We start from the raw sequence: 12,943 nt of genomic DNA, 5'->3' as shown, positions 1-12,943 counted from the left end.
CATCGCCCACACACGAGCCTCGACGGGCTCACCCCGTGGGAGTATCACCAAAGGTCAGTAGAGGACCAAACCCTGAATAGAGCGAACTAAAGAACGCGGACTCTAAGGGGAGCAGGTCACTGCAATCCGCCCAATTCAGCGCGAAGATGCGTCTTGGTGGCGATTAACAGACGGCGAGAATACATGATGCCTACGGCAACATAGCGTATTAAAGTTAGTCTCGCAGTTCACTTCGATCGGCCAGTGCAGCAGCAACTTGTTCTGCGATCTCCACTTCTCGCGAACTGAAGGCCGGATCGCCACGCAAGTAATTGATCGTACCCAGAACCGATTGGCCACGAACAATCGGAACATTCAACACAGCATTGAGCCCGAGCCCAAGAATGGTTTCGTAATCCGAAAATGCCCATCTGATATCAGCGGCCCCGAAACCGAGGTTGATCCTTCGGTCGATCAGAACATTTTTGCCCCATTCCGTATCCCGCTTTGGTTTGCGACCGCTGACGGGGTAGCTCTCGGGCAAGGTGGAGTGAAGGCGTTCCACCTCCATCGTTGTGGCGTGGAAGCGCATCGCGGTGAACAACTGATTGTCGAGAGCTTCACCGCAGAGATCAAACGCTTCCTCCAGTGGGATGTTCTGAGCGGCGATGCGTTTGCAAATGTCGGTTGTCATGGTTTCGCTCCAGTTTTGGCCGTGCCCGCGCGACGCGGGTCGGCGACGGCGTCCACGCCGGCCCCGTCGCGCAGGGCGATGCAGATCCCGCCCGCCATCCAGGTTCGGGCGGGCCATTCTTCGAGATCATGTCCGCGTGTGCGTAAGTCCTTGGTCTGCTCCAGTGGCAGATCGGCTTCGTACAGCACCTTGTTAGGGTGGACGTCATGTGGCGCGAAGCTGCCGGGATAGGCATAGGAAGCCACGCGGGGCGCCTCGACCGCCGCAAGCGGAGCCTGTCCGTGGTCCAGCATGCCTAACAATACCTGAGCCATGGCCTGAACCTGTACGTCGCCGCCGGGCGTGCCCATGGCGAGCCAAGGTTTGCCATCCTTCAGCCCCAGAATAGGGTTCGGTGTGAGCCGCGGACGCTTGCCCGGTGCGAGCGCATTTAGGTGACCGGGGATCGCACGGCTCTGCGACCCGCGAGAGGAGACCGACATCCCGGTGCCGGGGATCACCACAGTGTCATAGCTCGGATCGCTCGGGGTGGCGGAGAAGATGTTGCCGGCACCGTCGATGACGCTGACGTGAGATGTATCGGCGCAGCCTACCTCGAACACCGGGCGTTCGCCCGAAGCCGCAAGAGCCGGGGCCATAGGGGCGGGAAGCGGATCGGAGGTCTCCTGAATGCTGCCCAGCCGGTCCGCGATGAAGGCGGGGTCCAGCAGTGCCTCGGGGGCGATCTGCATGTAGCGGGGGTCGGTGACATGCGCTTCGCGGTCTGCGAACACGCGTTTCAGAACTTCGAGCAAGAAATGCAATTTAATCTGATCCCCGTCGCGGGTGGCGTCAGGGCCGGCCTGCTCCAGCATGGCAAGCGTCTGCGCCATTGAGATGCCCTGGCACCACGCGCCGCAGCAGTGGATTTGCGTGCCCCGGAATTCGACGGCGAAGGTAGGCTCTTCGCGGACCTCGTAAGAGGCGAGGTCCTCGGCCCGCAGCAGGCCGCCGTTCTTGGCGTGAAAGGCAACGATCTTTTGCGCGATCGGGCCAGTGTAGAAAGCCGCGCGGGCGGCGGCCAGGCCGGCGCGCCGATCTCCACCCTCGGCACGGGCGGCGCTTTCGGCGTCGATTAGCAGTTGCAAGGTTTTTGCAAGGTCGGTCTGAACGAAAAGCTCTCCGACCTTCGGCGGGCGGCCATCGGGGAGGAAGATCGCAGCCGTGGACGGAAAGCGCGCGTATTTCTCCTCCCGCGATGCAATGAAATCGGCCAGCAGGGGATAGACGTCGAAACCATCGCGGGCAGCCTGCACCGCCTCTTGCGCGACATCGCCGAAACCGAGTGTGCCGTGGGTCGCCAGAACCTTGATCCAGCTTGCCGGGGCGGCGGGTACGACGGTGCGCAGCAGACCCTCGGGCACGTGGTCGCCGTGATTGCGCTGCATTTGCACCACGTCTGCCGCCTGCGGCCAGACCCCGACACCGTCGTAGCTGGTCACATGCTCGCGCGCCGCGTCATAGAGGATTACCGGCGCGACCCCGGCAAAGGACACCAGATCGGGCTGCACAACGGCCAGCGCTATCCCGGCGGCCACCCCGGCATCCACGGCGTTGCCGCCTGCGCTCAGCACCCGCTCCGCGGCCCCGGTGGCGATGGGATGTCCGGTGGCCACTGCCCATTCTTCGCTCATCTCCACCCTCTCAACGCTGCAATATATTCCTGTGACAATTATTAACTACGTAGTTGACAAGTGCAATACCCCTCGTTCTATGATAGTTGTATGGAAAGCTCTTCAGATAGACTATCCCTCGAGACCTTGGTCACCGCATGGGAAGACACGGCCCCCGATGGAAAGGGCCGACCCAAGTACCTGCGTCTGAGCGAGGCGTTCACCCGGTGTATTCAGGAAGGCACTTTCGCGCCCGGCGGCCAGCTTCCCGGCGAGACCGAGATCGCTGCCGCGCTGCCCATCGGCCTGTCCACGGTGCAAAAGGGCCTGTCGCGGCTGGTCGAGCAGGGGCTGATCGTGCGCCACCGCAAGCGCGGCAGTTTCATCGCGGATGCAAGTCATCAGGTGCCCGAGGTGCATGTCTACCGCTTCCGCGACCCCGAGACGGGGGATTGGAAGATGCCCTATACCCGGGTAGTCGATATCCAGCGTCTTCCCACCGCCGAATCCGGGCCGCTGCTCATCGGCTTCGAAGCCGAGCAGGTGATCCGCATCGACCGGCTGGTCTGGGTCACCGGATCACAACCGGCCTTCGGCACCATGTACCTGCGCTGCGACCACGCCGAGGCTCTGCTGTCGCGCCCCTTGGAGGAACTGCACGGCATTTCCTACCACCGCATGCTCTGGGAGCAGTTCCAGATCCGCACCGCCAAAGTCCGCCACGAGGCGCGCGCCGATCTGCTGTCCCGGCAAGCCTGTCAGCATCTCGACCTCGCCGCGCCGCATGTGGGGATGATCTGGGACGCTCATGAACATGACGCTCAAGACAGGCTGCAACTGATCCAACGCTTCGAATTGCCCCGGGGCCACCGTTCGATGGAACTGGTGGAAAGCAAGCCCGGATTCTGACGACCAATAAAAGTGCAACTAACCTAATCAACAGTGGAGAGACCATGAAACGTATTTTGATGACCACCGCCGCTACCGTCCTGCTGGCCGCCGGGCCCGCGCTGGCCGAATGGAACCCTGACGGCCCGATCCGCCTGTGGATCGGCTATGGAGCCGGCGGCGGGACCGACGTGCAGGGCCGGACTCTTGCGCAGGAGATCGAGGCAAAGCGTGGCTGGCAGGTGATCCCCGAAAATAAGGCGGGTGACGACGGCACCGTGATGTCGGCGCAGCTCAAGGGAGAGGCACCCGACGGCCAGACCCTGGGCTTTGCGATCACCACTACCTACGATTTCGCGCCGATGAACAGCGACAACCTGTCGCCCGAGGATTTCACCTATATCACCACCACCGCGGGCTCGCAGATGGCGGTTCTGGCGCGCGCCGAAAGTGGCTGGAAGACGCTGGACGACCTCAAGGCCGCCGCCGCCAATGAGCCCATCGTCTGGGCCAACTGGGGCACGCAGGTCGAGGCCGGAGCCGAAATCGTTGCCCGCGCGCTCGGGATCGACGTGAACCACCTGCGCATGAAGGGTGGCCGAGGCACGCTCAATGCGCTGGTGTCGATGGACGCCAACGTCGCCTGGGGTGGCGGTGTGCAGAAACCGCTGGTTGAGGCGGGCGAACTGGTGATCCTCTCCTCCGCCGAGACCGGTCCGGTGGCGCTTGCTCCAGAAATGCCGACGCTGATGGATCAGGGCATCGACCTGAACCTCGGCTACCAGTATATCATCACCGCCCCCGCGGGCATGCCTGACGAGATCCGCGACGAGATCGGCAGCGTAATCGCCGAGATCCTCGCCGACCCCGAGAGTGAGACACGTCAGTTCATCGAAAAGCAGTACCCACCTGCGCCGATCGTGACGCAGGGCGCGGAGCTGCGCGAGCAGATCCTTACGACCTACGAGGCCAACGTAACGATGATGAAAGCACTGGCCGAATGACGCGAGGTCCCGTGGACACCGATGAAGGCGCCCCCTCTGGGGGGCGCTGGAACCTCTGGCTGGGCGGGGGCACGCTGGCGCTTGTCGCGCTTTGCCTTCTGGTTTGGTTTCCGCGGGACATCAGCAGCGGATTCCTAAAGAAGAGCCTGACCGGCAATACCATTCCCGGTGACGCCTTCTTTCCCACGCTGCTGGTTCTGCTGATGGTGCCGCTGGCGCTCTTGCTGATTGCGGGAGAGTTGCGGTCCAAAGGTCGCAAGGCGGGAGAGCCCGTTGGGCGTCTCAGTCTCGACAACCTTTTGTTTCTGACCCGCGCCGGTCTCGTCACCACCGCTTCGCTGGCGTTGATGACATGGGGCGGGCCGATGGTGGTATGGGCCAGCAACGCCGCGGGCTTCTCCGATTTCTCCGGCTACCGAGCGGCCTCAGGACGGTTTCCCTACAACGTGGCCGGGTTCTTCCTCGGCGGTACGGCGCTAAGCGCCAGCTATATCTACATCACCCGCCGCAGTCTGCGCTCGCGCGACATCGTGGTCTCCGTGCTCTCGACCGCCTTTTTGATCCTGTTGTTTGCCGGGTTGCTGGACAACATCCAATTGCCGCCGAACGCCGACCTCTGAAGGACACCCCTTGGACCTATTGCTGCAATATCTCGCGCTCGGAATCACTTCCGTCTTCACAGCCGCCGATGGTGGCCTGTGGCTCTTGCCCATGGGCATGGTGCTGACCGGGGTCGTTATCGGGATACTTGTGGGCGCCACCCCGGGGCTATCGGGCCCCTTCGCCATGGCCATCGCCCTGCCGGTTCTGGTCTCGATCTTCGGCTATGGAAACGAGGCGCTCTATCCAGTGCTGGGCTGTCTTCTGGGGATCATGAAGGGCGCAACTGTAGGCGGCGCGGTGCCAGCGATCCTGTTCAACACCCCCGGCACGCCTGATGCCTTCCTGACCACGGTGGACGGCTATCCGCTGGCTCAGAAGGGACAGGGGCGCCGGGCGATCCAGACGGCGCATTTCGCCTCCGTCGTAGGGGACAACTTTTCCGACCTCGTGCTTTTCATCGCCGCCCCAGTGCTGGCGGTTGCGGTGGAACGGGTACTGGACCTGCCCGAGAAATCGGCCCTCATCATACTGTCACTCTGTTTCATGGCCGCCGTGGTCGGCAAGGCTCCTTTGAAGGGCTTGGTCGGCGGCCTTCTGGGGATGTTCGTCTCGCTTGTCGGGACCACGATGTCGGGCGACGGGCCGCGCATGACGCTTGGCATCCCCGAGCTTGGCGGCGGGCTGCCGCTGACCTCCTGTGTGCTGGGTGTGTTGGTCCTTTCGGAAGTGTTGATCGCGGTCGAAGACATGCGCCGCGATCGGGCCACGACGAAGGGCCCGGTCTCCGCCCCCGAAATGGGGCCGCCGCTGAGCTGGGGCGAGCGTTGGCGGATGATGCCGGCGATCTTGCGCGGCGCCGGCATCGGCACGATGATCGGCGCGCTGCCGGGGATCGGCACCACTACCGCGGCGACCCTGTCGCATGACACCGCGCGGCGCCGCTCGAAATGTCCCGAAACATTCGGCAGAGGCGCGATCGAGGGCGTGGTGGCGACGGAATCGGCGAACTCAGCCGTTTCCGGCGCAAACCTCATTCCGGTAATGAGCCTCGGCATTCCCGGCAACTTTGCCGCTGTCTTCATCATCCTTGCGGTGGAGACCATCGGCGATTTCGCCTTCGGGCCGCAGGTCTTCCGCTTCACCCCGATCAAGGAGATCGAAGGGTTCGACACGATTATGAACCGCGACCTGGTCATGGCCTTTGGCCTCTTCACAATGATGGTGATCGCCAACCTCTGCAACTGGAGCGTCGGCAGCTTCCTCATGGGCCAGTTGGGCCGTCTCATTCGGATTCCGAAGGACGTGATGTTACCGGTGATCCTGACCGTCTCGTTAACCGCGGCCTATGTGCAGGACGGCGGCTATGTCGGCCTCCTAAGTGCCTGCGTCTTCGCCCTGATTGGCTACGTGCTGCGGCGCCTGGGCATCTCGATACTGCCCTTTGTCATTGGTTTCCTGCTGGCCCCGGCTCTCGAGGGGCTGATCCGCGGCAGCTTCACCGCCTCCGGTGGCGATCCGTGGTTTCTACTGAAATCGCCCATCGCGCTTGTGATGCTTACGCTGTCCGTCTGGTTGCTGGTGCGAATGTTCCGGCAGAATCGCGCGTAAACTTAAGTTCTCAAATAAGAAAGTGCTCGCATTCCCCCTCTTTGTCTAAGGTTCCTGACACACGAACGGCCCAGAGCTGCCGTCCGGGTCTTAGAAACTTGCTGCGCAACAGCATACAGAAAGCGGACATTCCACTGCGGTCGGCGAACGTTCTAATCCTTTGGAATCCAAAGGGCAAACTTCGCCTGTTTGCCGCACCTTCAAACGCTGAACACACCATTCCTTCATGTCTCGTCCAGTTCGGATCAATCTGTTTCGCCCACAGTCCCATCCGACAGCACCGTAAGGAGAGGACACTCTGGACTGTCCGAACCGCTGCACTTCGCAATCGTTTCCGCCAAGACGGCCTCGATGTTCTGAAGATCCATTATCTTTGCCCGCACGACCTCCAGATGATGTCGCCCACGCTTCTCAACTTCCGCGCAGGTATGGCTGCCGCGATCTACCATGCTGAGCAGCCCTCGGATTTCCTCCATCGTAAAGCCCAGTTCACGCGCCCGCATGATAAAGCCAAGCCGTTCGACATGTGCCGCCCCATAGCGGCGGTGTCCGGCGGGGCTGCGCGGTGGGTCAGGCATCAGACCGACGCCTTCATAATAGCGGATGGTCTCAAGGTTGCAGCCAGTCAGGCCCGCAAGGTCAGAGCGTTTAAGGTCGCTCGCAATACCGTGATCACCAGACATGCGTTTTCTCCTTGATCCTGTAGTTGCTACAGACCCTATCTTGCAAGTCATCACAGGGCAACAAAGAGCAAAGCGATGACAGATCACACCCCCGCGACCACAGACCAGCACGAGGATCGATCCGGTTGGCTCGCCACCGGCGCTGGCGTGATCGGCGCACTCGCCATGACTTCCTGCTGCATCCTGCCGCTTGTTCTGGTCAGTCTGGGTGTGACCGGGGTCTTCATCGGTCAGCTTACCGCCCTTTACGCCTATAAGTGGGTGACTTTGAGCTTCGCGGCAGCGGCGCTCGCCTATGGGTTCTGGAATGCTTACCGCCCAGTCCCTACTGACGCCTGCGCGGACGGCACCTGCGCGCGTCCAATGGATCGCGGGCTGATGCGCAGGCTGCTCTGGGGCGCTTTGCTTGTTGTGCTTCTCGCCCTGGCCTTTCCGGCACTCTCGCCCTTCCTTATGACATTCTGACCATGAGGTCTTTCATGAAACTTCTTATCTCCACCGCTGCGCTCATCCTTTCAGTCAGCGTAGCAATGGCCGCAGAGGCCACCACGCGCGTCGCTGTCGAGGGGCTCACCTGCCCTTCGTGCAGCTACATCGTCGCCACCGCGATGAAGCGCGTGGAAAGCGTCGAAATCCTTAAGTTCATTGAGGGCGATACGGAAAACGGTCTCTATGTCCTGCGCTATGACGATGCGCTCACCGACCCTAAGGCCATCGTCGCTGCCGTGACCGGCGTTGGCTATGGCGCGTCATTGGCCGCGGAGAGCGGATCGTGAAGGACGCAAAGGCAGCCGACAACCAGAGCTGTCTGCTCAAGGTTGGTCTTATCGGCACGGTTATCGTTGCCCTCTGCTGCTTCACGCCTGTTCTGGTGATCCTATTCGGTGCGGTAGGACTTTCGGCGTTGCTGGGCTGGCTCGACTACGTGCTGCTACCCGCGCTCGCCGTCTTCATCGGCATCACAATTTACGCGCTCTGGAAGCGCCGCAATTCGGAAAGACCCTCATGAAAGATAGCACTTCCCCCAAGAATGACCCCTATGATCTCGCCGTGATCGGCGCCGGCTCCGCTGGTTTCTCCGCTGCCATCACCGCGGCCGAGGCCGGTGCGCGCGTGGCCCTGATCGGCGCAGGCACCATCGGCGGCACCTGCGTTAACGTGGGCTGCGTGCCGTCCAAAGCCCTGATCCGCGCGGTCGAGAGCCTGCATCACGCGCGCGCGACGGGTCGGTTCGATGGGATTGAGGCCGAGGCCCGCATGGCTGATTGGGCGGCTACAGTTGCGCAGAAACAGGCGCTGGTCGAAGAGTTGCGCCAAGCGAAATACGCGGATGTGCTGCCCCGACATGAAAATGTCGATTACGTCGAAGGCCGGGCGACATTCGATGATGACGGCAAGTTGACGGTCGATGGCAGTCTCTTCCCCGCGGCAAAAGTCATCCTCGCCACCGGCTCCCGTCCGCATGTGCCTGCGATCCCGGGGATTGAGGAGGTCGACACACTCGACAGCACATCAGCGCTGGAGTTGACCGCTCTGCCAGCCTCCATGGTGGTCCTCGGCGCGGGCTATATCGGCGTGGAACTTGCGCAGCTTTTCGCGCGCGCCGGAGTCGACGTGACGCTGGTTAGCCGTCGTGGCGTGCTGCCCGAAGCGGAGCCTGAGGTTTCGGCGGCGCTGGAGGGTTTCTTGGCCGACGAGGGCATCCGACTGGTGCGTGCAAAAGGCTATGATCGCATCTCGAAGCAAGACGCCGCCATCGCATTGCACCTTTCGGATGGAAAAGTGCTGACGGCAGAACGGCTCGTGCTCGCAACTGGCCGCATTCCGAACAGTGACGGGCTGAACCTCGCGGCTGCCGGGATCACGGTGGGTGCGCGCGGAGGCATCCAGACCGATGCTCATATGCGCACCACTAACCCCAACATCTGGGCGGCAGGTGATGTCACTGGCCGCGATCAGTTCGTCTATATGGCCGCCTATGGAGCCAAGATCGCCGCCCGGAATGCTGTGGCGGGTGAGACACGCACCTACGACAACGCGACCATGCCTTGGGTCGTCTTTTCTGATCCGCAGGTGGCCGGTGTCGGGCTTAGTGAAGCGCAGGCCCGTGCCGCAGGCCATGAAGTCGTGACCTCCGTTCTGCCACTTGACGCTGTGCCGCGTGCGCTGGCGGCCCGCGATACGCGCGGGTTGATCAAACTGGTGGCCGAGGCTGGGAGCAAGCGGCTGCTGGGCGCGCAGATCATCGCGCCGGAGGGGGCCGATAGCATCCAGACTGCGGCCATGGCGCTGAAGGCCGGGCTGACCTACGAGGAACTTGGCGATACGATCATGCCCTATCTGACCACGGTCGAAGCGCTGAAACTTGCGGCACAGACCTTCGAGAAGGACGTGGCCGCCCTGTCCTGCTGCGCGGGATGAAGACATGACAGATCACTCTAACCACGATTGGCTGAGCACCCGGCGCGGCAGCCTGCTTGCTTGGTGGCTCCCCATCGGCGCGATGTTTCTGGCAATTCCGTTTGCCGATGGCCCCAAAACCGCGATCTGGGTCGCCGCACTTGCTTGGATGGGCATCGCCTGTCTGCGCAATGCTTATCGCTGTGGCCGTGTGCATTGCCGCTACACGGGACCATTCCTACTGGCGATGACACCACCGGTGCTGGCGTATGGGGCTGGCGTGTTGCCGCTGGGCGGCGACGGTTGGCGCTGGCTTGGGCTCTCGATCGGTCTCGGCGTGACTGGGATCTGGTGGCTTAGTGAACGAATGCTCGGCCGATATCGTTGAGCCTGCAACAGACGCCTTCCGAACTCTCGACTTTAAGGAAATTTCATGACCGAAACACTTGATCTGATCGTCATCGGCGCCGGCATGGCCGGGGTCAACGCTGCGAAAAAGGCCGCGCGTGCAGGCTGGTCCGTCGCCATCGTGGACGAACTGCCCTACGGCGGTACCTGTGCCCTGCGGGGCTGTGATCCAAAGAAAATGTTGCGCGCCGGGGCCGAGGCGGTCGACGCCGCGCGGCTGCTGAGCGGCAAGGGAGTGGCCGGTGACACGCGGATCGATTGGCCCGCGCTGATGAAGCATAAGGAAAGCTTCACGGACCCGGTGCCTGAGAACATGGAGAACGGGCTGAAGAAAGCCGGTGTGCAAACCTTGCATGGATCAGCCCGCTTTACCGCGCCGGATCGGATCGAAATCGATGGCCACAGCGCAATCACATTCGGTCACGCGCTGATCGCCACTGGCGCGAAACCGCGTTCGCTGGATTTTCCCGGTGCCGAGCGCCTGATCGACAGCACAGACTTTTTGAACCTGCCGGAACTGCCAAAGCGCATCGTCTTCGTTGGGGGCGGTTACATTTCCTTCGAGTTTGCTCATATCGCCGCACGAGCGGGCGCTGAGATCACGATCTTTGACCACGGCGCACGGCAGCTCAAAATGTTCGATCCTGATCTTGTCGCTATGCTGCTGGAGCGCAGCCGCGCGGTGGGGATCGAAATCATTTCCGAAGCAACCCCCGAAAAGATTGAAGCTGCAGGCAAGGCGCAGCGCATTTTCTACGGCAAAGACGGCAATACTCATGTCAAAGAGGCCGACCTCATGGTTCATGGCGCAGGTCGCGTTCCTGCCGTCGATGGGTTGAATCTAAGCGCTGCTGGAATCGAAACCGAGCATGGCGGTGTGAAGGTTAGCCCTTGGCTGCAATCCACCTCCAACCCCCGCGTCTACGCAGCCGGTGACGCCGCGGCCTCCCCGGGCAAGCCGCTAACCCCTGTGGCCGTCTTCGAAGGCAAGGTCGCCACTTCGAACATGCTGAAAGGCAAGCAGACCGAGCCGGATTACACAAGCGTGCCCAGCGTGGTGTTCACCATCCCCGAACTCGCACGGGTCGGCATGCTGGAAGAAGAAGCGCGCGAGACCGGCGATGTAGAGGTATCATTCACAGATACTTCCGGCTGGTTCTCCCAGAAACGTCTGGGCGAGACCCATGCAGGTGCCAAGATCATCTCGAATTCAGAGGGCAAGATATTGGGCGCGCATATGTTCGGTCCGGACTACGCGGAACTCATCAATATCTTTTCTCTGGCGATTAAGTTGGGGCTCACGGTTGATCAGATCAAGGCGATGCCCGCGGCGTATCCAACTGGGGCGTCGGATATCGGTTCGATGTTATAAGGTCGCCAAGTAGGTGCCAACCCCCGCTTCGAGAGCATGCAACGCGGCACCCTAACATGACCACAAAGTCGTCTTAAACAAGTATGTCAGATGCATTGCGCGAGCGTCTGCTCTTAATGTCGCGGGGGGCTCTCTTGCTCCCGCAGCGAACGGCTGCTCACCGCCCTTCGGGAAGGCTGCCAAATACGACCCAAAAGGACCATTACGCGTTGGATGGTGTTCAACCATCAGCTTCAAGCCAAACTTAAAGCGCGTCTGGCTTTTGGTTCACTGAACCAGAACCTATGCGCGAAAGGTCGTGAACTGCGTTTTTGTATGAGACGGAGTGGACCACATCCGTTAAATATCATTAGGTTAGTTAAAACCTTACGCGCTCATAACGCTTTGGTTGCGGGTTCAAGTCCTGCCGGGCCTACCATACGCCATAAAAACACAATTATATCAGGCGCTTGCAGCGCACTATGGCTAACCGAAATGTTGGGTTAGCCATTTCGTGTATTGAAATCTAACAAGTTATATCCCGTCGTACTTCCCCATCGCGTTATCGGCAGCACTGCTGCGGTTGAACGTTTCTGCGTACCGCTGGGCTTCTGCTAAAGTGCGATGTCCCGTAATTGCCATCATCTCGTGAGGTGTCGCACCAGCTTCAATTAGCCGCCTTGCACACGCTTTGCGTAGGTCGTGACTGCTGCAATGCTTTAGTCCGGCATCGTTGCACCATGTGCGCATGGAGTTGCCTAGAGCGTTCGGGCTTCGCTCTTTACCGTGAGTGGTTTGCAGAAAGGTTGTTGTGTCCATTAAAGGCTCAAGACAGGCTCGCAGCACCGGGTGGATCGGTATGTCCACCAGCATGCCGCCACGGGTTGCCATCTTCTGTCGGCTGTAATGCAGTCTGTCGCCTGCGATGTTGCCCGGCCCCATCTTGGTGGTGTCGGTGCGCCCTGCCCCCGTGTACAGCATCAGGGACAGCGTCAGATGCGCCGCTGATCCCACTGCGTGCTTGCTGAGGAACGTGCTAATCTCATCCTCTGTCCACGTGTGGTAGCCAGCATCCGAAACTCGGAGCTTCTTCACACCTCGCGCTACGTTAATTTCTACAAGTTCCAGGTCCAAGGCATGATCCAACAGGAAGCAAAGTATTCGCCTGTCGTGGTTTGCTGCGTTCGGCACGTGTGCCTTAACTACCATGATTGCCTTGACGTGGCGGCGCTGCATGTTGGCTACCATCTTGGTGCCATGCAGATTGCGCAGGCCCTCCGCTTGCTTCTTGTAACCGTACTGCGTGCTGCCGCTGAGTGTCGTGAACTCAGATGTTCGATACCAGCTTGCAATAACAGCGGACAGGCTACCCGGTGCGGAACCTGAGAGAACGCTCGGCGAAGCCTGCCCTTGTGGCAGACGCTTACCCTTCTGTGCTGCACTTAAGCGCAACATAAATTGCTCCGACCCGTAGTCGGATCCCAGACTAACTGTAGAGCCGTCCTTCCTGTACCGCCAGCGAACCTTGCCGTGGCGATCTTTGAAGTTGACCCGCTCCCCTTAGAGTCCGCGTTCTTTAGTTCGCTCTGTTCAGGATTTGGTCCTCTACTGACCTTTGGTGATACTCCCACGGGGTGAGCCCGTCGAGGCTCGTGTGTGGGCGATGGTGATTG

At 61.0% G+C, this 12,943-nt stretch carries 14 protein-coding genes; 10 read left to right on the top strand and 4 right to left on the bottom strand.

Going from position 1 to position 12,943, the window contains the following annotated elements; translation table 11 throughout:
* Positions 1 to 214 precede the first annotated feature (214 nt).
* Positions 215 to 673, bottom strand: a complete 459-nt coding sequence (locus O4H31_RS19230) for a GAF domain-containing protein (protein ID WP_269348142.1) — start codon at positions 671 to 673, stop codon at positions 215 to 217.
* The gene (locus tag O4H31_RS19225; RefSeq protein WP_269348141.1) at positions 670 to 2,346 is read right to left on the bottom strand and encodes a gamma-glutamyltransferase family protein; all 1,677 of its coding nucleotides are present in this window, start codon (positions 2,344 to 2,346) and stop codon (positions 670 to 672) included. Before O4H31_RS19225 ends, O4H31_RS19230 begins: the two co-directional genes overlap by 4 nt.
* A 90-nt stretch (positions 2,347 to 2,436) precedes the next feature.
* On the opposite strand from O4H31_RS19225, the gene O4H31_RS19220 reads away from it, so the two are divergent.
* Genes O4H31_RS19220 through O4H31_RS19205 form a run of 4 tightly spaced genes read left to right on the top strand, consistent with a single transcriptional unit; the run spans position 2,437 to position 6,428 of the window.
* Positions 2,437 to 3,234, top strand: a complete 798-nt coding sequence (locus tag O4H31_RS19220; protein ID WP_269348140.1) for a GntR family transcriptional regulator — start codon at positions 2,437 to 2,439, stop codon at positions 3,232 to 3,234.
* Positions 3,235 to 3,278: 44 nt separating this feature from the next.
* Positions 3,279 to 4,217 carry a tripartite tricarboxylate transporter substrate binding protein gene (locus tag O4H31_RS19215; RefSeq protein ID WP_269348139.1) on the top strand — a complete coding sequence of 313 codons (939 nt, stop codon included), beginning with the start codon at positions 3,279 to 3,281 and terminating at the stop codon, positions 4,215 to 4,217.
* On the top strand, positions 4,214 to 4,837 hold the full coding sequence (locus O4H31_RS19210) for a hypothetical protein (RefSeq protein ID WP_269348138.1): 624 nt from the start codon (positions 4,214 to 4,216) through the stop codon (positions 4,835 to 4,837). The genes O4H31_RS19215 and O4H31_RS19210 overlap by 4 nt, the downstream gene beginning before the upstream one ends.
* A 10-nt stretch (positions 4,838 to 4,847) precedes the next feature.
* Entirely contained in the window at positions 4,848 to 6,428 is a 1,581-nt protein-coding gene (locus tag O4H31_RS19205; protein ID WP_269348137.1) for a tripartite tricarboxylate transporter permease, read from the top strand.
* Positions 6,429 to 6,673: 245 nt separating this feature from the next.
* Here O4H31_RS19205 and O4H31_RS19200 read toward each other — a convergent pair whose 3' ends face one another.
* A complete protein-coding gene (locus O4H31_RS19200; RefSeq protein WP_269348136.1) occupies positions 6,674 to 7,111 on the bottom strand; it encodes a MerR family transcriptional regulator in 438 nt (145 codons plus the stop codon).
* Between the two features lie 75 nt (positions 7,112 to 7,186).
* Between O4H31_RS19200 and O4H31_RS19195 the strand changes: the two genes are divergently transcribed.
* From O4H31_RS19195 to O4H31_RS19170, 6 genes are read left to right on the top strand one after another with little or no spacing between them, the layout of a single operon-like run.
* On the top strand, positions 7,187 to 7,576 hold the full coding sequence (locus O4H31_RS19195) for a mercuric transporter MerT family protein (protein ID WP_269348135.1): 390 nt from the start codon (positions 7,187 to 7,189) through the stop codon (positions 7,574 to 7,576).
* Between the two features lie 14 nt (positions 7,577 to 7,590).
* The gene (locus tag O4H31_RS19190; protein ID WP_269348134.1) at positions 7,591 to 7,887 is read left to right on the top strand and encodes a heavy-metal-associated domain-containing protein; all 297 of its coding nucleotides are present in this window, start codon (positions 7,591 to 7,593) and stop codon (positions 7,885 to 7,887) included.
* Positions 7,884 to 8,120 carry a mercury resistance system transport protein MerF gene (gene merF, locus O4H31_RS19185; protein WP_269348133.1) on the top strand — a complete coding sequence of 79 codons (237 nt, stop codon included), beginning with the start codon at positions 7,884 to 7,886 and terminating at the stop codon, positions 8,118 to 8,120. The genes O4H31_RS19190 and merF overlap by 4 nt, the downstream gene beginning before the upstream one ends.
* The gene (merA, locus tag O4H31_RS19180) at positions 8,117 to 9,532 is read left to right on the top strand and encodes a mercury(II) reductase (RefSeq protein ID WP_269348132.1); all 1,416 of its coding nucleotides are present in this window, start codon (positions 8,117 to 8,119) and stop codon (positions 9,530 to 9,532) included. Before merF ends, merA begins: the two co-directional genes overlap by 4 nt.
* Positions 9,533 to 9,536: 4 nt before the next feature.
* The gene (locus O4H31_RS19175) at positions 9,537 to 9,899 is read left to right on the top strand and encodes a hypothetical protein (protein WP_269348131.1); all 363 of its coding nucleotides are present in this window, start codon (positions 9,537 to 9,539) and stop codon (positions 9,897 to 9,899) included.
* 45 nt (positions 9,900 to 9,944) lie between these two features.
* Positions 9,945 to 11,291: a dihydrolipoyl dehydrogenase family protein gene (locus O4H31_RS19170; protein WP_269348130.1), complete on the top strand. Its 1,347-nt coding sequence runs from the start codon at positions 9,945 to 9,947 to the stop codon at positions 11,289 to 11,291.
* 513 nt (positions 11,292 to 11,804) lie between these two features.
* Here the strand turns inward: O4H31_RS19170 and O4H31_RS19165 are convergent.
* Positions 11,805 to 12,725: a tyrosine-type recombinase/integrase gene (locus O4H31_RS19165; RefSeq protein WP_269348129.1), complete on the bottom strand. Its 921-nt coding sequence runs from the start codon at positions 12,723 to 12,725 to the stop codon at positions 11,805 to 11,807.
* Positions 12,726 to 12,943: the final 218 nt, after the last annotated feature.

Origin of the sequence: Sulfitobacter dubius, assembly GCF_027214245.1 — a bacterium.
GTDB lineage: Bacteria > Pseudomonadota > Alphaproteobacteria > Rhodobacterales > Rhodobacteraceae > Sulfitobacter > Sulfitobacter dubius_A.
Note: the sequence above shows the minus strand (reverse complement) of the source record. Positions and strands in the feature narration are given on the sequence as shown.